This is a genomic window from Azospirillum sp. B21, from assembly GCF_008364825.1.
Classification (GTDB): Bacteria; Pseudomonadota; Alphaproteobacteria; order Azospirillales; family Azospirillaceae; genus Azospirillum.
This window is the reverse complement of record NZ_VTTO01000038.1, coordinates 1-18,456: the sequence shown is the minus strand read 5'-3', so window position 1 is coordinate 18,456 and position 18,456 is coordinate 1. Positions and strand designations below refer to the sequence as shown.

Annotated in this window: 21 protein-coding genes; 2 read left to right on the top strand and 19 right to left on the bottom strand. The window is 64.0% G+C overall.

What is annotated here, in order from left to right; all coding sequences use genetic code 11:
- Positions 1–365: 365 nt before the first annotated feature.
- The 8 genes from FZ983_RS33490 to FZ983_RS33450 all read right to left on the bottom strand — a co-directional run bounded on the left by FZ983_RS33490 (position 366) and on the right by FZ983_RS33450 (position 5,350).
- Complete coding sequence (locus tag FZ983_RS33490) at positions 366–965, bottom strand: S26 family signal peptidase (RefSeq protein WP_035884629.1); 600 nt, start codon at positions 963–965, stop codon at positions 366–368.
- Positions 962–1,486, bottom strand: a complete 525-nt coding sequence (locus tag FZ983_RS33485) for a DUF2840 domain-containing protein (RefSeq protein WP_026063021.1) — start codon at positions 1,484–1,486, stop codon at positions 962–964. The genes FZ983_RS33490 and FZ983_RS33485 overlap by 4 nt, the downstream gene beginning before the upstream one ends.
- Complete coding sequence (locus tag FZ983_RS33480; RefSeq protein WP_035884638.1) at positions 1,483–1,746, bottom strand: hypothetical protein; 264 nt, start codon at positions 1,744–1,746, stop codon at positions 1,483–1,485. The genes FZ983_RS33485 and FZ983_RS33480 overlap by 4 nt, the downstream gene beginning before the upstream one ends.
- Positions 1,743–2,381, bottom strand: a complete 639-nt coding sequence (gene parA / locus FZ983_RS33475; RefSeq protein ID WP_035884630.1) for a ParA family partition ATPase — start codon at positions 2,379–2,381, stop codon at positions 1,743–1,745. The genes FZ983_RS33480 and parA overlap by 4 nt, the downstream gene beginning before the upstream one ends.
- A 265-nt stretch (positions 2,382–2,646) precedes the next feature.
- Complete coding sequence (locus tag FZ983_RS33465; protein WP_017407915.1) at positions 2,647–3,507, bottom strand: replication initiator protein A; 861 nt, start codon at positions 3,505–3,507, stop codon at positions 2,647–2,649.
- Positions 3,508–3,533: 26 nt separating this feature from the next.
- The gene (locus FZ983_RS33460) at positions 3,534–3,824 is read right to left on the bottom strand and encodes a helix-turn-helix domain-containing protein (RefSeq protein WP_026063033.1); all 291 of its coding nucleotides are present in this window, start codon (positions 3,822–3,824) and stop codon (positions 3,534–3,536) included.
- An 83-nt stretch (positions 3,825–3,907) separates the two neighbouring features.
- Positions 3,908–4,657: a DUF2285 domain-containing protein gene (locus FZ983_RS33455; protein ID WP_035884631.1), complete on the bottom strand. Its 750-nt coding sequence runs from the start codon at positions 4,655–4,657 to the stop codon at positions 3,908–3,910.
- 345 nt (positions 4,658–5,002) lie between these two features.
- Positions 5,003–5,350, bottom strand: coding sequence for a DUF2958 domain-containing protein (locus FZ983_RS33450; RefSeq protein ID WP_017407756.1), 348 nt, complete (start codon positions 5,348–5,350; stop codon positions 5,003–5,005).
- Positions 5,351–5,573: 223 nt separating this feature from the next.
- On the opposite strand from FZ983_RS33450, the gene FZ983_RS33445 reads away from it, so the two are divergent.
- Positions 5,574–5,867, top strand: coding sequence for a helix-turn-helix transcriptional regulator (locus FZ983_RS33445; protein WP_016452551.1), 294 nt, complete (start codon positions 5,574–5,576; stop codon positions 5,865–5,867).
- A gap of 367 nt (positions 5,868–6,234) precedes the next feature.
- Here the strand turns inward: FZ983_RS33445 and FZ983_RS33440 are convergent, their stop codons facing one another.
- The gene (locus tag FZ983_RS33440) at positions 6,235–6,555 is read right to left on the bottom strand and encodes a DUF736 domain-containing protein (RefSeq protein ID WP_017407758.1); all 321 of its coding nucleotides are present in this window, start codon (positions 6,553–6,555) and stop codon (positions 6,235–6,237) included.
- An 808-nt stretch (positions 6,556–7,363) separates the two neighbouring features.
- On the opposite strand from FZ983_RS33440, the gene FZ983_RS33425 reads away from it, so the two are divergent.
- Positions 7,364–7,882 carry an N-acetyltransferase gene (locus tag FZ983_RS33425; RefSeq protein WP_017407759.1) on the top strand — a complete coding sequence of 173 codons (519 nt, stop codon included), beginning with the start codon at positions 7,364–7,366 and terminating at the stop codon, positions 7,880–7,882.
- Positions 7,883–8,011: 129 nt separating this feature from the next.
- Here FZ983_RS33425 and FZ983_RS33420 read toward each other — a convergent pair whose 3' ends face one another.
- The 10 genes from FZ983_RS33420 to FZ983_RS33375 form a co-directional block, all read right to left on the bottom strand.
- Complete coding sequence (locus FZ983_RS33420) at positions 8,012–8,221, bottom strand: hypothetical protein (protein ID WP_017407760.1); 210 nt, start codon at positions 8,219–8,221, stop codon at positions 8,012–8,014.
- A gap of 62 nt (positions 8,222–8,283) precedes the next feature.
- Positions 8,284–10,335, bottom strand: coding sequence for a ParB/RepB/Spo0J family partition protein (locus FZ983_RS33415; protein WP_035884633.1), 2,052 nt, complete (start codon positions 10,333–10,335; stop codon positions 8,284–8,286).
- Between the two features lie 75 nt (positions 10,336–10,410).
- On the bottom strand, positions 10,411–11,235 hold the full coding sequence (locus FZ983_RS33410; RefSeq protein WP_035884634.1) for a DUF932 domain-containing protein: 825 nt from the start codon (positions 11,233–11,235) through the stop codon (positions 10,411–10,413).
- A 793-nt stretch (positions 11,236–12,028) separates the two neighbouring features.
- Positions 12,029–12,418, bottom strand: a complete 390-nt coding sequence (locus FZ983_RS33405; RefSeq protein WP_017407442.1) for a hypothetical protein — start codon at positions 12,416–12,418, stop codon at positions 12,029–12,031.
- A gap of 344 nt (positions 12,419–12,762) precedes the next feature.
- Complete coding sequence (locus tag FZ983_RS33400) at positions 12,763–14,640, bottom strand: ATP-binding protein (protein ID WP_017407441.1); 1,878 nt, start codon at positions 14,638–14,640, stop codon at positions 12,763–12,765.
- A complete protein-coding gene (locus FZ983_RS33395; protein WP_017407440.1) occupies positions 14,637–15,146 on the bottom strand; it encodes an ABC-three component system middle component 2 in 510 nt (169 codons plus the stop codon). Before FZ983_RS33395 ends, FZ983_RS33400 begins: the two co-directional genes overlap by 4 nt.
- The gene (locus FZ983_RS33390) at positions 15,131–16,219 is read right to left on the bottom strand and encodes an ABC-three component system protein (protein WP_149229045.1); all 1,089 of its coding nucleotides are present in this window, start codon (positions 16,217–16,219) and stop codon (positions 15,131–15,133) included. The genes FZ983_RS33395 and FZ983_RS33390 overlap by 16 nt, the downstream gene beginning before the upstream one ends.
- On the bottom strand, positions 16,216–17,211 hold the full coding sequence (locus tag FZ983_RS33385) for a restriction endonuclease (RefSeq protein WP_017407438.1): 996 nt from the start codon (positions 17,209–17,211) through the stop codon (positions 16,216–16,218). The genes FZ983_RS33390 and FZ983_RS33385 overlap by 4 nt, the downstream gene beginning before the upstream one ends.
- A 72-nt stretch (positions 17,212–17,283) precedes the next feature.
- The gene (locus tag FZ983_RS33380) at positions 17,284–17,607 is read right to left on the bottom strand and encodes a HigA family addiction module antitoxin (protein WP_043855156.1); all 324 of its coding nucleotides are present in this window, start codon (positions 17,605–17,607) and stop codon (positions 17,284–17,286) included.
- Positions 17,608–17,838: 231 nt separating this feature from the next.
- Positions 17,839–18,456 (bottom strand): PDDEXK nuclease domain-containing protein (locus tag FZ983_RS33375; protein WP_149229044.1); only part of this gene is annotated, 618 nt, incomplete at its 5' end.

Sequence of the window (18,456 nt, the reverse complement as noted above, 5' to 3'; positions counted from 1 at the left end):
CGCGCCGCCCCCACGTGCAGACAGGCTTTCGACGCGGCCCGGTGCCGCGTCCTTTTGTCTTGCCTTCCGCATTTGCCGCCCCTTGCACCCCAGGCTCTCGCTTCCGGCACGTGCGGCCCGGCGGCGCTGCTGCACCCGCAGCCAGCGCCCCGGCGAACACGGCGGTGGCCGCAGGCCAGCCGTGTTTGAGGCAAGACGCCTGCACGTGGGACGGCTGCGCCGGAAGCAGCGCGAAGTGCGGTGCCGGATACGCAAAATCGGCACCTGCACTGCACTGCACGCGCGACGACACGGCGACAAACAGCAGAACGACACGCCCGATGGCACGATGAGATGCACGGCGACGTGCAGCGAATCGGCGGCCATCATGGGCGCGACTCCAGCCAGACCGGGCGCGCAACGCCGATCACGGCGGATGCGCTGACCGGCCCGAAATACCGGCTGTCGAACGACGCCGGATTGGTGACGCTGAGCAGGAACAGCTCGCCGGACTCAAGGCGGCGGCACTGCGGCCAGGATAGCAGCGGCCGGCCCCAGCGATCAGCTGGCAGCACGGCGGCCGAAGGCACGCCGTCGATGCGGACAAAGCCCCTAGTGATGCACACCTCTTGTGGCGCCATCGCGCCCACACGCTTGAGCAGCGGGATGCGCGTCGGCAGGTAGCCGCGCTGCGCAGCGAGCGCGGCAGCTTCGGCGGGCAGCGGCACCAGCACGATGCTGCCCACGTGCAATGGAGGTTGCAGCGGACGTAGCGGCGAGCTGGTGCGACGGTCGAGTGGATCGACGCGATACCAGCCGACCGCTACGCTGTCCGACGGGTTGTAAGTCAGGCGCGGCAGCGGGTGCTTGAAGGACGCCCAGGCGAGCGCAGCGAGGCCGAAGGCGGACAGGCCCGCCAGCACGAGGCGAGCGCGCAAACGTGAGTGCGCTGGCGAGCGAGAAAGGGATGCTGTTGTGACCGTCATGACAGCGCCCTCCCGGCCAGCCAGGCGGCGTGCCGCTCGGCGGTGTACTCGGGCAGCGGCAAGCGCGCCGCGAGCCGGTTGCCCAGCGTGCGCCAGTACGCGGGCGAGGCGCCTGCAGGCGCGATGCCCAGCGTCTCGATGCCGTCGATGCGCTCCAGCACGGCGCGCACCGACTGTTCACCTTCGATGTGCAGCAACAAGCGCGCGCCCGGCTGCACACCGGGGATGCGCTGCGCGCCATCCATCGGCATGCACGCTTGCATCACCATGAGCTGCCAGCGGATCGTGCCGTAGTCATTGGCCTGCCAGCGAATGCGGCAGAGAACCGCGTTCGGCGTGAACACCGCGCAGCGACGCCAGCGGTCGAACCGGATGATGCGCGCAGGATCGCCGAAGCGCAGATAGAGGTCGAAGCGTTGGTCGATGTAGGCGAGTGCAACGCGCGTCAGCGGCACGCCGTCGGCTTGGCCGATCGGCGGGGCAGATGAAGGCGGCAATGCTGTCGAAACTGGTGTGGTCATGGAGACTTCTCCGGAAATTCCCGCTCCAGCAGCGCGCGCAACAGATCGGCCACCGTCACGCCTTGCGTGAAGGCCGATACCTTGATGCGCGCCCGCATGGCGGGCGCAATGTCGAGGGTCAGGCGGGCCGTGTAGAGGTCGCCTTTCTGGAGGTCATCGGCGCTGCCCTGGCGAATCCACGCCTCGGCGTGCGGATTCGCGGGCGGACGCGCACCGATGCCGATGCGCTTGCCCGAGCGTTTGCTGGCGGTACTGCTCATGACGGCCACCGCAGCAGTTCATCGACCAACGCGGTGATTTCGCGGGCGGCGACGCTGCCAGGCGCCGTTTCGCGTGCGAGCCGGCCAGCGGCCACGCTGTCGGCGAACACGATGCGCTGATGCACTTCCGCGCGCAGCGCAGGAAGCGGCTGCTCGGCCAGCGCGCCGCGTGCCTCCCGTCCGATCACGGTGGTGCTGACGCGCCGGTTGATGACAAAGGCCGCGCCGAGCAGCGGCCGGAACACCTGCGCCTCGCGGATCAGCGCCACCATCTCGGCACTGGCCCACAGGTCGTAGGGACTGGGCTGCACGGGAATCAGCACGCGCTCGGCCGCCAGCAGCGCGGAGCGCGCCAGCGCCGCGATGCGTGGTGGCCCGTCGATGACGACGTGATCGGCCCGCCTGGCGAGTTCTGGCGCTTCCTGGTGCAGGGTTTCGCGTGCAAGGCCCACAGCGCTGAACAGCCTTGGCAAGCCTTGCTGGCTGCGGCGCTGTGTCCAGTCCAGCGCGGAGCCCTGCGGATCGGCATCCAGCAGGATTACCGACTGCCCGCGCATCGCCAGCTCGCCGGCGATGTGGGTGGCGAGCGTGGTCTTGCCCACACCGCCTTTTTGGTTGAGCAGCGCGACGATCATGGCCTGGACCTCCCTGCTGGAGAACCTGGCTGTCGCTGCTGGTTTTCGTGGCTCTCGTTCGCCGGTTGGGTGGTTGTCCACCGAAACGCGGCGCTGCTACTACCAGTTAGAGAATTTAAGTTAGGGAAGTTAAGGGAAGCCGAAACCCGCGCCAGCATTGGCTTTGCGGCCGATGGACACGCCTGATAGCACGATAGTCCCACGCCTGATAGCACGATACCGGGCACGCCTGATAGCACGAGCCCGTCCACAGGACGCGCACCGTTTATCCCCGTGCCGTGGGCGGCACGGGACGCATGGGACGGAAGGTCAGCAGCTCGGCGCCATCCAGCCGCTCGATCCCCAAGACGTAGCCCGGCAGCGACTGCCGCGCTACCAGCGCGCGCAGGTCGCAGGCAAAGTCGTAGGGCTTGGCCGTGCTGCCCGACTTGCGGTGCAGGTGCCGGAAGTCGAACTGCCAGCCGCCAGGCTGGTGGCCGCCGTGCTTGCGCACCAGGCGGTACAGCCAGCGCTCGATCCCGCCCGTGAGGCGGAAGTACGCCGGGTCGATGGTCAGCACCAGAGCGGCATCGAGCACGCCCGCATAGAACCAGTCCGGCAGGATCAGCTCCAGCCCCAAGGGCGTGCCTTTGGCATCGGCCAGCTCCTTCCACTCGTTGATCCACGAGAAGCGGTGCAGGCGCCGCCCAGTCGTCTCGCGGATCGACGTGGCCACCGTGGTGGATTGCAAGCGATCTAGGGCTGCCTTGAGGCGCTGGTAGTCGCGCAGCGACGTGCCGCGCCCGATGAAGCGCAGGATCTCGTAGGGCGTGGCCTGCATTAGCCGCGACGGGCGCAAGCCCGCGTCGCGCGCTTCCACGATCTGGCTGGCCGCCCAGATCAGCACGTCGGCATCCCAGATCGTGGCGATGCCGTGCTCCTGCGTGCCCTCTACGCGGATCGTGATGCCGCTGGCGCGAAAGTCGATCGGCGCGACGCGCCGCGACTTCGTCAGCGAGAAGAACGGAAAGGCCATCAAGTCCTGGCTGTCGCGCGGCGCCATGTCGCCCGGCAAGGCGCGGAACAGGTCGAGCTGTTCGCGCTCCTGCATCGGTCGCTGCCGCATGGGCAGCGCAGGGCTGGACATGGCGAAGGCCACCCGCGCGCCAGTGATCAGCGCGCACGGCTGTCCGCCGAGTGCTGCTCGGCGTATTCGGGATCGGACGTGCTCTCGAAGCTGCGCTCGGCGGCCCAGGCATCGAGGTCGGCCACTGCGTACATGACGCGGCGGCCGAACTTGCGGAACTTGGGGCCGCCACCCAGCACGCGCTGCTTTTCCAGCGTGCGCGGCGACAGCCGCAGGTACTCGGCAGCCTCGTCGTTGGTGAGATAACGTTGCGGCTGTGCAGCAGTGGCCGGGGTAGCTGCGGGTGCGGCGGTAGGCCGCAAGGGAGCAGGACGCATGGTGAGAACCTCCATCGGTTGCAGGGCTCCGGCCACACAGCGCAACCGGATGGAGGCAGTCTCAGAAAACGAAGCGATCCTGCTCAGGGTCGTTTTGCGTCCTCTTCAAAACGACCCTTCTCAAGCGGCGGGAGCTGTGCTAGGCGGCGATAGCCGCCGCGCATCAGCGCATCGCCGCGCCGCACCAGGCGGCGCACCTTGGAGCGCAGGCCGCCGTCGCTGTACCAGCCGGCCGCGGCGTCCGCACCGAACAAGCCCTCGGCCACGTCGCGCAAGGACGCGCCCGCCAGGGTGGCGTCGAGCGCCTGCAGGGTGTGCAGCTCCAGCAGCGCCGCAGGCGGTGGCCGGGGCCGCGCCATGGGCGTAGGTGTGTCGGGTGCGTGCGTGGTGCTGCGATCGCGGTGGGCGTAAGCCACCGCCATGCCGTCCTCGAGGCCAGGCGCCAGCGCATAGCGCTGGCAAAGGCCGGGGCTGCGCGCGATCAGCGCCAGACCCTTGCCGTCGTGCAGCAGCTGCTTGTGGCCGGGGATGCGCCAGAACGCGAAGGCGGTGGCCTCCGGAGGCGGGTCGGCATCCGGGTGAAGCTGCACCACGGCCTCATGGCCGGGGAGCCAGGCAGGATGCGCGTCACGCGCATCCAGGGTCGGGTCTTCCAACAAACGCAAGCCCCAATGATGCGCAGCGTCGGGGCGGCGCGCACGGCGCAGCCAGTCGATCCGGTAGTCGGGATGGCGGCGCAGGTACTCCCAGGCCAGTGCGAGCGTGTCCAGGCACAGGACGTAGAGGTAGGCGGCAGTCGGATACCAGGGCGCGAAGTGGCGCAGCTCGGCCATGACGCAAGCTCCCATATAACCGCAGGACTGCCGTCACAGATTTCACATGCAAACTTCACCGCGTCGAACCAGCATCCAATCGTGAATAAGCTGGTAGATTAGTAACTTGCGTGTCAAGACGAAATGCATCGGATGGGTTGCATGGATCGTCTGAATGCGACGGTGGCACGCGAGGACATACGCGCCTCCTGCGATATCCACCGTGCCCGATGCCACGGCCGGCATCATGACCGTTTGCGTCACGATGGCACCGATTTGTTGCAATAGTGCGGACTAAGGCCGGACGGGTCCGGGGCAAGACCGAAAGAGTCTCAATGCGCCCGGCTTGGCCTGGGCGCGAACGGCTCAATCGAGGATGGAGCCGTTCTCCTGGGCCAGCCGTAGGTACTCCGACAACGGGCGCACCGCCCGGAAATACCGGTCCCGCATCACGGGCTGTTTGCTCGGCCCGACGATGGATGCGAGATCGGACAGCTTGATTTTGCCCAGCTCGGGCATGCCGATCCCCAAGTCGATCAGGCCATGGGCCGTATCGCCGTCGGCGGGGTCGAGCGACACCAGCAGCCAGGTGGCGTGTGCATCCGGCGTGAACAGCCGCACCACGGGCAGCGGGTCGATGACCCGGCCAGCGGCGCGGGCCTGGCCGTGTTCCAGCAACAGCCTGCGCTCGTCCTCGGTGATGAGCTGGTTCATGAGCGTCCCCTCATTCGCACAAAACCGCCGAAGCGTGAAAGCGCAAAACCGCATTGGCGGGTTTGTGGAAAGGCACGGACGCGGCTTTGCGCTTCTGTGAGAAGCCGCAGATACGGATTTCCGTAAAAGCACGAAAGCGGCAGGCGGGCATGGTTGAACACTATAGATTGTAGTCCTATAGGGCGCAATCGGCTGTCATCTTGGATTTTGGGGAGATCCAGGGTTGGCAGCGAAACATACATTGTCGGAGGCACTAAAGACCATCAGGAAAGCGCGTGGATTGAGCCAGGAGGCGTTCTCCGACGTGTCCAGCCGCACCTACATGAGCACGCTGGAGCGCGACCTCAAAAGCCCCACCTTGAACAAGCTGGCCGAGCTGTGCGAGGTCATGGAGGTGCACCCGCTCACGCTGCTGACGCTGGCCTATGCCGGCGACGATCTGCAGCAGGTCGATCAGCTTCTGGTGCAGGTGCGCCAGGAGTTGGAGACTGTGGCGAAGAAGAGTGACACGCCATAGCGTGCGACGTCGCTGGCGTGGCCGATCCGGCGCTGCCGGTTCGGGGGATTGCAGGGGCGCCAAGCATCGCGCGGCGGGGATAGGCCGCAGGGCTTTCCCCCGGAGGCAAGCGCAGCGCGCAGCGCCGCAGGCGCGAAGGCGTGAGGGATTGGAGCCGGATGGCCGTGACGGCGAAGTCGGCACGGGGCGCAGCCCGTAAAGCCCGGCGGTGCACGGCACCGACACGCCCGGCCGTTCTTGCAAACCGAAGGCTGCAACGTTCAGGAAGCAACTCGACACGGCGCAGCCCAGGCGGTGGTGTCGCCTCCTTGAAGTGCCGCGAAAGCAGCACAGCGCCCCGCCGCAATGGGCGGGGCGCTGGCAGCCGTCACGCCGCTTGGGGCTTGCTGCGCGACCAGATCAGGTCGTGTGTCCCGTCCTCGCCTTCGCCTTCGATCAGGCGGGCATAGACCGTGGCCGGGAATGAAGGATCGTCGAGGGTCACGGAGATGTATTCCCGCCCGGCCTCGCTGGTCTTCTTCCATGCCGCGCCGATGTCGTGGCTGGCGGCCTGCAGGCGAAAGTCCGGGGCCTTCTCGTTGTCGCCCTTGTCGTTGGGCACCAGCTTGACCTTGACGTTGAGCGTCAGGGTGCGAAGCGTGCCGGTGTAGCCGTCTTTGTCTGCGGTGAAGCTGCCGATGTTGGCCATGATGGATCTCCTTTTGGTGGAACAAGGTTCGCGCCCATCGCGTCCTTGTTGTGATCCGGCCGGCGGGGGACGGGCGGGCTGCACCGCTTGCGGTCGCAACGCAGTGGAGAGCCGGGAGGCGAAAAGAATTTGGCCCGCGAGGAATCTGCGCAGCAGAGGGGAAATTGTTTTCGCCGGACGGTTGCAGCCATGAAGCCCGAGGCGCAGCCGCGCCACCGCCAGGATTCACAACAACACAAGGACGCCTTGGGCCGAACCGCATCGAAAGGAGACAGGCCGGCTCGGCATCCCCGAACGAAGGCTGCACCGGCTCGCCCACTGACGTAGGCCAGGTCAACCACCCGACGACAAGCGAGAACGCCCCTGCCGCACCTTGCGGCGCCGGTCTTCGGGCGTGGCGCAGAAGCTCCATAGCGATGCCGGGCGGGATGTCCGTGAACCGTCCTTCGTGACGTGATGGGCGAGAACCGCCAGCGTTGAGGACGGCACGTATTCGCACAACTTGCCGCAGCAAGCCACGGCGCACCCACCGAGCACTGCACATGCGGCGGGACGCTGGCCGGGCCGATCCGGCGCAGCCGGTTCGACGGTATCGAGGGGCGCCAAGCCCGCGCGGCGGGGATAGCCCGTAGGGCTTTCCCCTGGAGGCAAGCACAGCGCGCAGCGCCGCAGGCGCGAAGGCGTGAGGGATCAAAGCCGAATGGCCGTGACAGCGAAGTCGGCACGGGGCGCAGCCCGAGAGCCCGGCGGCGCTATGCGCCGACACGCCCAGGCCGTTCTATATTCTGAGAAGGGAACGCAGAACACCATGACCATCCAGCTCCGACACGAAACCCCGGACGACATCGCGGCCATCGAGGCCGTGACCATTGCCGCCTTCGCCAATGCACCACACACCAGCCACACGGAGCAATTCATCGTGCGTGCATTGCGCGACGCTAACGAATTGGCGCTTTCCATCGTGGCCGAAGAACATGGCCAGGTCATCGGCCACGTCGCACTGTCGCCCGTGGCCATCACCGACGGCCACCGCCACAAGGCCAAAGGCTGGTACGGCCTGGGGCCGATCTCCGTGCTACCGCAAAAGCAAGGACAAGGCATCGGCGCGGGCCTGATGGAACAGGCGCTGGCCGAACTGCGGGACATGCAGGCCGCAGGCTGCGTGCTCTTGGGAGAACCCACGTACTACGCGCGCTTTGGCTTTCAGGCCCATGCGGGCCTGCAACTGCCGGGCGTGCCGCCCGGTTATTTCATGGCACTGGCCTTCCACGGGCCAATGCCCGAAGGCATCGCGCAGTACAGCGATGCCTTCAACGCCGCCGCCTGAGTGCCAACGAAGGCGGCGGCGTGGTGTTCTTGATGGGCTGTTCGGATTCAACACCGGGCGCGGCCACTGCCGTGCCCGGATTTTTGAATCCACCGGCCCCAGCGCGAAACGCTGGGGCCGGTGCTGGCGTCATTCCTTGGTTTCGATGATCCACCACACGGCGCGCTGCAAGGCGCGGCCCGTGATGGGGTGAATGTCGGTGAGGTCGGCATGGGCCGTCCAACCCGAGGGCGGGCGGTAGCCGCGCACGTCGCCATCGCCGTGCCAGCGGCGGGCGCGCACCGTGCCGGGAGCGTAGATCGCCGCCATGCGCGGGTGGCTGGTGGTGGTGCGGGTCATGGGAATTTCTCCTTGCAGCGAAGCGCCCCGGTTTAGGCCGGGGCGCTTGCCTTCGGCACGGGTCAAGCGGCCAACGCTTCGGCGGGTTCACCCGCCACGGTGGTGACTGCCTCCGCACCGTCCTGCGAGCCTTGCTCGGGCACGCCATCCATCTTGAAAATGACGGGCATCCAACCCTTGCCGTTCACCAGCCGCTCGGCCTCGCGGGCAATGTCGGCCTTCTTGAGCTTCGCCAGCCGGTTGACGCTCTCGGGCGCGAATTCGCCCACGGCTTGCAGAACGGCCGCCTTCGGGACATGCTTGAAATAGCCTTCCGCAGTCGGTTGCCACCACGCGGCCATGTCGAGGCCCACGGCCTGCGCCAGTTCTTCGCCCGGCTGCTGCGCCGTGGCGCGCAGCGTCACCACATCCACCGTGGATGCCACGCACACGGCCAGTAGCTTGACCAACTCGCCTTGCCCCATCGCCAGCAGCGCGGCGAACAGTGCGGCGCTGTCCTCGGGCAACTTGCCGCCCCACGTCTGCTGCGATTCGCGGAGCGCTACGGCGGCGGGAGACTCGGGCCAGTCCGGTGCCATGCCTTCCAGCCGGTCTTGAATTTTCAGGCTCACGCCCAGCGGCATATCGTGGCCGTAGTAGCGGCCCTGAAAGACGGTCTGCACCATGCCATGCACCAGCACGGCCAGCGCCACCTGTGGATGCTGGGCTACCTCGATTTGCAGCGCCGCCGTGCGGTGCGCGCTCAGGCGTTGGGCCAGCCGGTCGGAAATCGCTGCGGCCTTGGGCTGCACGTCTTCCTCGCCTTCGTCATCGTTCGCGGCGTCCGGGTCGCTAAAGCCTTGGCGCAACTTCTCCAGCGTGCGAAGGGCTTTCGCCTCGGCCTCGCGCAGCAGCCCTCGATGAATCACGGCCTCGCCGTTGCGGTCGATGGTGACGATGGCACCGGCTGCGGCCTTCACATTCGCGCCGTATCCCTGCAAGCCTTCTTCCAGTGCCTGCAACTGCTCGCTCAGGGCTTCGCCTTCCTCCTGCAAGGCATCGGCCTTGTCCTCGTCGTCGGCGTCCATCGCGGCATCCACCGCTTCGGCCACCTCCTGCATCTTGGCTTGCAGCTTCTCGATGCGCTGCGCTTCGCGCTTGTTGGGTTCGCGCCGCTCCCTCGGGGCGCGCTGGAAGGCGTGCAGGTCGGCATGGGTCATGCCCGGCGTGGCATCGGCCCAAGCCCAGCCCTCGGCCTTCACCTCGGCGGCGATGCCGGTCAGCTTGTCTTGCGCCAGCCGTTCCAGCAGTGCGGCGTCGGTCAGATACACGCCCGCATCTCCTTCCGCGAACAGGTCACGCCGGATACCACCGCCCGCCTGCTCGTAGGCGTCCAACCCAACGAAGCGCACCAGCGGATGCCGGTAGGCGTCAATCTCGCGCTCGGTCAGACGCTCGCGCAAGTGCGAGGGGTGACGCTGCCACTGTGGGGCGTCGTAGTAGGCGGCTTCCTGTGCCGCGTGGTCATCCGTCCCGGCCAGGGCCATCAGTTGGTCAAGGCTCACGGCATCGGCGCGATAGTCCTCCATCAGGCGCGGCGAGACATTCGCCAGCTTCAAGCGGCGCTGCACCACCAGCGGCGTGACGGAGAAATCCGCTGCAATGTCCTCGATGGGACGGCCTTCGGCCACCAGCGCGGCGAACGCCTCGAACTGGTCAGCCGGGTGCATGGCTTCACGCTGCACGTTCTCGGTGAGACTGGCAGTGCGGGCCGTGCCATCGGCCACTTGCAGGCAAGGCACCTGCCAATCCTTGGCGATGCGGTGTTTCTTCGCCAGCAGCTTCAAAGCTGCGAGGCGACGGCCACCGGCCACCACCTCGTATTGCAGGCCATCGGCGGCGGGAATCACGATCAGGTTTTGCAGCAGGCCCACGCGCTGGATGGATGCGGCCAGTTCAGGGATGGACATGCGCGGGGTCTTGCGCACGTTGCGGCCCGTGGGGCGCAGCACCAGACGCGACAGCGGCACCAGGATCATGTGCTTGCTCGGGTCGGCGGCTTGCAGCACGTTCGCGGCGCTGTTGGCTGCGGTCTGGACGGCGCGGGCTTCGGTGGTGGTGGTAACGGCGTTCATGGTGAATCTCCAAACAAGTGAAACAAGGGAATGGAGGGGAAACCGCCCCTCCGGCGGGAAAAGCGCCAGAGGGGGTCAGGCTTTGAGAGCACGCATGCCATCGGCCAGCAGCCACAGGGCGCGGTTCAGGCGAATGTCCGAATCAATGCCCTGCACGGGGCGGGTCTGCTGGCGGCGTCCGTTGGTGCTGCGCCCGGACAGGCCGCCCTTGGTCAAGTTCTCCTGCGTGCGGTTGAACACGCTCCACAGGTCGGGGCGGCGGTCGTCGAAGCGGCGCGGCATCAGGATTTGTGATTCCGAGATCGGTGCGGGCTTGGTCGGGTCGTCGTACTTGAGGGCCAGCGCGGCGCGGGCGAACACTTCCGATTCACCGGCGTCCAGCGTGATGGCCTGCATGGATTCGCGCGATTCCTGCGCATGCTCGAAGCCACCCAGCACCTGATAGGCTCCCTCGATGACATGCCCGGCTACGTCGCCTTTGTGGGGCACGCGCACATCGCCCACGGTGTCGCCGCATACAAGGCCATTGCTGCACACGAAGCGGAACATGCCGCCCAGCAATTGATAGCTGCTCGTGCCGTCGTGCGAGTTCAGCAGGATGATTTCGTTGGCTTCGCGAGCGTTGATCTGGTTGGCATGGCGCAGGCGCAGCATGTGTTTCGTGTGCTCGCGCCGGCCCTCGTTGCGCACGCGGGTCTGGCACACCATGAAGGGTTGAAACCCTTCCTTTCGAAGCTCGGTCAACACGGCAGCCGTGGGGATGTAGGCGTATCGCTCGGAACGGCTCTCATGCGGGGCATCCGCGAAGATGGACGGGGCCACCTTGCGAATCTGGTCATCGGACAGAGGGGTTTCGCTGCGCTGCGCGGGGGAGTGGGAAGCAAAACGGGTTGCAAGCATGTCGTTCTCCTGAACAAAAAGGCTGTTGAAGAAAACCGCACACCGGATTCCTAGATTCGGAGCCCAGCCTTTCGGCTGTTCGGTGCGGTCGGCACGAGGAACCCGGTTGGCCCTGTTGCCACCGTCTTTCCTGAGTTCATCGCCCGCGACGGTCAGGAGCGCGCGGACGGGGGCCGTCAAGGAGACAAGCGCAGGGTTGGTGCGGCCCGCAGGCGCAGCCGAGGACACGGCCCTGCGCGCCTTGACGGCACATGGCCGCGGGCTACAGTCGCGAGCAAGGTGATGGAGTCAGGAAAGACGGCTGAACAAGGCAACGGCCATCCTTGTGTGCCGACCGCACGGCAAGCGAAGCGCGCAGGCCCGGATCTGGAAGCCGGGCCGGAGGCGTCAGTCGAGCAGCGCGAGGGAACGATGGAAGCCCGATAGGGGCGAGACGCCGAAGGCGGCTCGATGCGCAGCACGACAGCGCGACCGGCCATCTCCCAGTTGGCCGGGGACGCCCTGACTTCAATGCTCGATGAAAACCACGCCCAGGACGAACTTTATGCACAAGGCATAGAGGGAGTTGGCTCTGCTGTTGAAACTGCGGTTGGTTTCTGGCCGATCCGGCGCAGCCGGTTCGGCGGTCTTCGAGGGGCGCCAAGCATCGCGCGGCGGGGATAGCCCGCAGGGCTTTCCCCTGGAGGCAAGCGAAGCGCGTAGCGCCGCAGGCGCGAAGGCATCGGCATCGGACGCAGCAAAAGAAAAAGGCGCGTCGTCCTCTCGGGCGACGCGCCAGGTTGCCAACGCGCGATCAGTTCGCCGCCGGCGACACCATCGCTTCAAGCTGCTCGATGACGCCCGGCTCGACGAAGACGCAAGGCTGGTTAGCCTCGATCGGGACGTTGAACATCTTGGAGAACACGTGACGCTTCAGGTGCGCCAGCCGGCCCGTTCGATAAGCCTGCTCGGGCTTCACGCTGCCATTCGGCGAGCCGCTGCGCTGCGGGTCGCATTCGACCAGCGCGACGAAATCATCGTCGGCCAGCTTCTGGTGTTCGGCGCACAGACCCCAGCCTGTCGTCGTGTGGCGCTCCATGCTCGCGCGCAGGCGCTTGTCGAGCAGGATGGCGCCGGTGTCGAAGGCCACGCCGCAGACCAGGCAGACGTGTTGTTCCATCGAAACGTGTGATTTGTCGTTCATGACGATCTCCGGTTGCTCGGGCGGAATTGCCCGGAACCGTCGTCAGCACGGCGCAGTGCAAGCAGTCAGGGGTCGCAGACGGCCGCCAGGACGCAAGCGCGCAAGGCGCGCGCCGCCCTTGACGGCGAGAACGCCGTGATACGGTGAAGGAGACAGCAAGGCCGCCTACCGACCTCCATCGAAGGCACGGACAGGCAAGCGCAGCGCGCAGGCCCCAAGGGCCGGAGGCGTCAGGGATGCGGTAGGCTGGCGAAGCCAGTCCCTTTAGGGATGAGCGGAAAGCGAACCTGGAGAAGCCCGGCCCGCGACGCGGGGACGCACAGAAACATGGCGCCCCGAATTACTTACGGTGCAGGGCTCGTTGCATGCGGGAACAAACCGTACCGACCATGATGAGGGTTCTTACCGAACATCAGTGATTGCTCGCGTTTCATGATCGAATCAGGCGGGTCGGTGTTCTCGACCACGATGACCTGTGTGTCGTTGGGCAATGCTTCAAGGTAGGCGTAGAACTTCTCCTGAAGGTCCGTGCCGGTCAAATCATCTTCTGTTCCATCGGGTTCTCGATACGCAAGCAAGGGAGAGTCGAGAACGACAAATCCTGTGTGCGGCGTCTGACGCGCGCGGCAGAAGGCGAACAACCCGAGAGTGAATGCCGCATGTGTAATGGCACGAAGGCCCTTGCCGAACGCGCTGCGAGACTTCCCCGCAATGACAAGATCGCGCGTTTTGGAGTCGAAGTACACATCTCCGGCCTCGGGGAAATGCCAGCCCGTCAGGATGCTCTCGACAGTCTTGGCAAAGCCATGAGCTACGGTAGTGGGGATGTCAGCGTTGGTGAGAGTTCCGGCCTTCTCATCGTCGGCGCCCTTCTCAAGATCGGCGCGGCGTCGTTCCATATCTTGCACCGTGGCATAGAGTCCCAGCGCCTCGCGCACCTCGGCGCGCTTGTCGGCAAAATCGGAATAGGATTTTCGAAGGGTTGAAAGCTTTGGTGCGATCAGCTCTTCAACCGCCGAAGAGATTGATGCCAGTTCTTGGACTACGTTGGGCATCTTGCGGTCAAAGTTGCCGCTCTCGCGTTCAAGGCTATGCACAGTCGCTGCAAGCTCAGCGCGCAAGACCTCGATTTTGTAAATCTCCTGTCGTGCTGCCTGAACAACGGCGTCAATGTCTCCATTGCATTCAGCGTCGGTGCGGTGATGTGTGGGCTCCGCACCGCAGAGGGGGCAGTACCCGGAGCCCAGTACGTTGAATAAGGTTCCGCCTTCCTCGATAGCGCGCAGCCGTTCGATATCGGATGCGTAGTGCTTATCGAGAAGGCTGAACCGCTCAAGCATCGCCCCGACCTCTGCACGTCGCTCACGGCTTTCTTCCAGCTTCTTGCGCAGTTCGCGCCGCTTCCCAGCGGCCTCCTGAAATTCGGCTTCAGTGGTATTTACCTGGACTGCCTGCTGACGGAGCGAGGCATCAATCTTCTCTAGCTGCTCCTCCAACTCCTTCGGACTCTTGGTCAATTCCTTGAGCCGCTCACGGTAATCGTCGAGCAGTTGGTCAAGAAGTTTCAGTTGCGCCTCACGCGACAGTTCCTCTGGCTCACGCTTATTGCTGGCGACCAGCGCAGAGTCATCCGTGCCAGTCAAAAGCAACTTGAACGTTGCGAGATTCGGCGTGTTGGCGATGGGATTGCCGTCAAAGAGCGGTGAGCTTTGTTGTGTGATCTCCGTCTCGTTGACGATCATCAGGCGCGCAATATTGCGAAAGCTCAGGCTGTTGGTTTCGTTCTTGGAGTTCCTGCGGACACGCTTGCCACCAAGGCCGCACAAGCCCAACAAGAACGAAGACAGGTTTTCGTCATTCTTGTCGCTGTGCTGTTCATCAAGCTGCTTGTACCGAACATCGGCCGCAGGTGGCGTCTGATGTAAGTCTTCGTAGAGTCGAAATCCACCACCGTCCATGCTGCGCCAGAGCGTGAAGGCCTTCCCGTCCAGCGTCTCAAGACCCAGAAGAATGAGGTCGTAACCGACACGCTCAGGAATGTCGCGCAAGGGCGGCTTGCCGCCGAGCATGAAGTCGATGGCTTCGACGATGAAAGATTTTCCAGTGTTCGATGCGCCATATATGACATTCAGACCGGGGCCGAAAGTCACGGTTGCGGGCGGCTTCTGCGGGCCGAAAAAGCCGAGAAATCGCAAGCGGATGCCGGGAGTAGCGGCCGTCATGCTTTTTCGCCCCCCAAGCTCCGCTCGACCTGTTGGAATTCCTCGACCCACTTGTCAAAGAAGCGGCGCATGACACCCTTGAATTGTTCGTCAGTGAGGCCGCCGAGGGTTTCGACAAGCCAGGTGGCTCGATCCTTCAGGGCCAACAGATAGCTCGACGAAACTGACGAAAGGAACGTTTCAGCGCTTTCGCCCGCACCATATTTAATGCCATCGGGTGTGACTTCGCGCTCTACGAGATCTCGGGTCATCATGAGAAGTAGCGATTGCTCGACCAGCTTGCGGCGCACCAGCAATTCAGCCGAGTGCATCGGCGTCGGTGGATGCAAATTGTCCGGGCCGTTGATATCGCCTGTGTGGACAAGAAGGTAGTCAAGGGCGACAAGTCGCTGAAGGTCGTAGGTCTGCGGAAAGGCGGCTGCCAGAATTGACACCGCGCGGATACCGGCCTCAAGCGGCCCATTGAATGTGATCGGCTTGCGTTCCAGGCTCATGATCGTGTCCACCGCAGGCGATCCTCATTCGCGAGTTGATGGCAGATTCCATCTCTATCTTTGTGGTTCGTACAGGTGATGAGGGCGTTCGCCGTGATTTGCATATCGCGAGCAGCCTTGGTGACGGCACAGACCTTTTCGTAGCCATCAGCATGGTTCGCGTCGTGCGTGTCGATGACGCCGCCGTGGATGTCATCGAGCAAGGATTCAAAGGTGCCAGGCGGCACACTATCGCGGGCAAAGACGCGCAGCGACTCCGCCTCATAGAACGCTTCGCGCTGGCGACGGAAATGATCCTTGAGCTTTGGTACGGACAGGGCCGAGGGATGGGTCACGATCGACCCCGTGTGCTCGCCATATGCGCCGAGCAATTGCGTCACATAACGGCTCTCGGTGGCGGCGACTTCCTGGGGCGGCTTTTCGGAAGCAGGCCGCGCTGGTAACCCACCGCCAAAGCGCGCTGTATGAACCGGCGTGGCGCGGTGATCGTCAACAAGTTGGAGCGCTGTCTTGGCGTCGAAGATAGAGAAGTCGAAGGCATCCACATAGGCGCGGAGCGTTGCATCGAGCGGCACCGCTTGTGTGCCCGTGATCTCGTCCTTTACGTGCTTGTCCCAGTTGGCAATCAGCTCTTCGCGCAGCTTCGCAGCGTTCGCCAACAGGCGACTGAGCGATGTGCCCGCGCCTCGGGGGGCAACAAAGTAGTAATGACGGGGTGCGGCGTACTCACCGCTGTACGAGTACCAGATGACCTTGCCGAACTCAACCCAGACATCGCCGGGCCTAAGGGCGTGGTCATAGTGCTTGCACTGGTAGTTATCCCATACACCCTTGAGGCGCTTGTCGTCGGCGAATCCGGCAATGTCAATTCCCATGTCGCCAGCACCCGAGAAGCGTTGGACATGTTTGTACTTCGCCGGGAGACAGTAGTAGGCCCACTCTTCGACGAAGCCTTCCCACTCGTCTGGCGAGTAGGTCAACAGCCTTTGCTGTGGTGGAATGACGGGACCGTTCGCCACCTGCGCTGCGGTGACCGCGGTCGTGGGACTCGACGGCTTGTTGATGTTTTTCCAACTCGCCGTCATAACGCACCTTCTCCTTGGCCATCATGAGGACGGAAGTACGGGTTCTTGTGTATCTGCGCCGCCTGGACTTTTTTCGTGAAGAACTCTGCGAGGTCGTCCTGTTGTTCGAGTAGATGCACCAGCTCTTGCAGAGTCGAAAGAATCAAGACCTTGTGTTGCAGGAACTCACGTACCGTGTGAAACGCGGGATCGGTGTAGTCACTGGCAGAGATGAAAATGCCTCGAACCTCTGCGCGCGACATGAGACGAACAAGATGCTCTGATATCTCGGGTTTTCCCACCGGGTTGCGATACCACTTCATTTCAACGAAGTACAAGGTGCTACCAAGCTCAATCACGCCGTCGATCTGCTCAACGATCCCCTCCCCAGCATTGCCGACCAAATGGAAGGCTTTGTGAATGAGAACGCCATAGGCTTGGAAGAGATTGTTGAGAGCGGTCTCCAGCATCTTGCCGCGTTCCTGTGCCGTCGCTGAAGTACCAAACAGCGCATACAAACCCTGCTTGGCATTCTCGATCCTGGAAGTGCGCTCGCGCTTCTCCGCAGCGATTCGCTGCGTCTCAGCGAGGCGCGCTCGCCGTTCTTCTTCACGAGCGTTGTTCATTCGTGTGAAGGCATCCTTCTGATTGACGACTTCACGGATGCTGGCGACAAGGCCCTTGGCCTTGAGCTGATCGTCGGGCCAGCACGAATCGAAGTTTGCAAAGTCCACGACACGCCGCAGCACCTCACGTCGCTCGCGAAGAGCGGCTTCCCCCTTCGCGTTGAGGCGCTCCAGCACGGTGCGCACCATTTGGTACTTGTTGACGTCCTTTGGCGCGCTTCTCAAATGAGCGGCTATGTCCGCAGTCGTGGTGTCAGACACACCTGCGCCACGAAAGAAGACAAGCACATCTTGTTTGGATCGGTTGAGCAATGGGACAACATCCACCAGGAGATTGAACAGCTCCGGCGGATAGTGGAACGTGATGTCTGTAGCGGCATCGGTCACGCGATGCTCTCCTTACAAACACACCCACCACCGTGAGATAAGGTTTTGTTCTCCCCCGTCATAAGTCCTTTCCTATGCAGTCTTCACCTGCTTGTGGGCCTTATGGCCGCGAACGACCGGACCAGTAGGGAGCGCTCTGATGGCTAGCCCCGACTCAGCTTCCGCCAGTTCAAGGTCGGATTGCACTTGCAGGCTCATCCAGAATTGCGGGGTGTCCCCGAACCAGTGGGCAAGCCGCAACGCTGAATCGCCAGTAATCCCTCGCTTGCCATTGATGATCTGAGTAATCCTATTGGCGGGGACGCTAAGCTGGCGCGCCAACTCAGTCGGTGACACGCCAATGGCTTCCAGCCTTTGTGCGAGAACTTCACCCGGTTGATGGACTGCCGCAGTCATATTGACCTCAAAATGAACAGGCTATCGCCCCCTCGCTTCCCGTGATTCATCAGCGTTGGCGCGAGAGAATTGACGATGTACGTCAATCGTACATTACTTTTGCTTACTTGGGGCAACGCATGCGGTTCGGCAAGGGCCGGAGGCGTCAGGAATCAAGGCGAATGGCCGTGACTCGGCACGAGGCTCGGACGCAACCAGCGAAGCCCGACGGAGGAACGCGAGGACGCTCAGCTATGGCTTGCGTTCTTTGTGGGAAAGTGCCGCGCGAGATTCGAGCAAAAGCCGCGTGCTCTCCAGCTTTTGCTGCAGCAGCTCGGCATCCGGTAGCACCATGCGGTAGTTCGCCGCCATCACCTTGGTGGGCAAGCCCTCCAGCGCGTACCTTGCCAGCGCATGGCCTTTGTCGGCGCACAGGATCAGGCCCACGGGCGGGTTCTCCTCGGGGTAGGCCCAGTGCTCCTTGGCGTAGTTGCAGTACATGTGCATCTGGCCCACGTCCGCATGGCTCAGGCTGCCCAGCTTCAGGTCGACGATGACCAGGCAGCGCAGCCGGCGATGGAACAGCAGCAAGTCCACCCGATACCAGGTCTGGTCGATACGCAACCGGCGCTGCCGCCCGATGAAGGTGAATCCCTCTCCCAGCTCCAGCAGGAAGTCTTCCAGCCGCCGGATCAAGGCGTCTTCCAGATCGGATTCCGAATACTCGTCCTTGAGGTCGAGGAACTCCAGCACATACGGGTCTTTGATGGCATCGCCGGGCGCGACGGAATCCTCGGGCTTGGCCACCGCGCCCTTGGCCAGCATCGCCGCCTTGTTTTTCGACAGCGCCGTGCGCTCGTAGAACTGGCT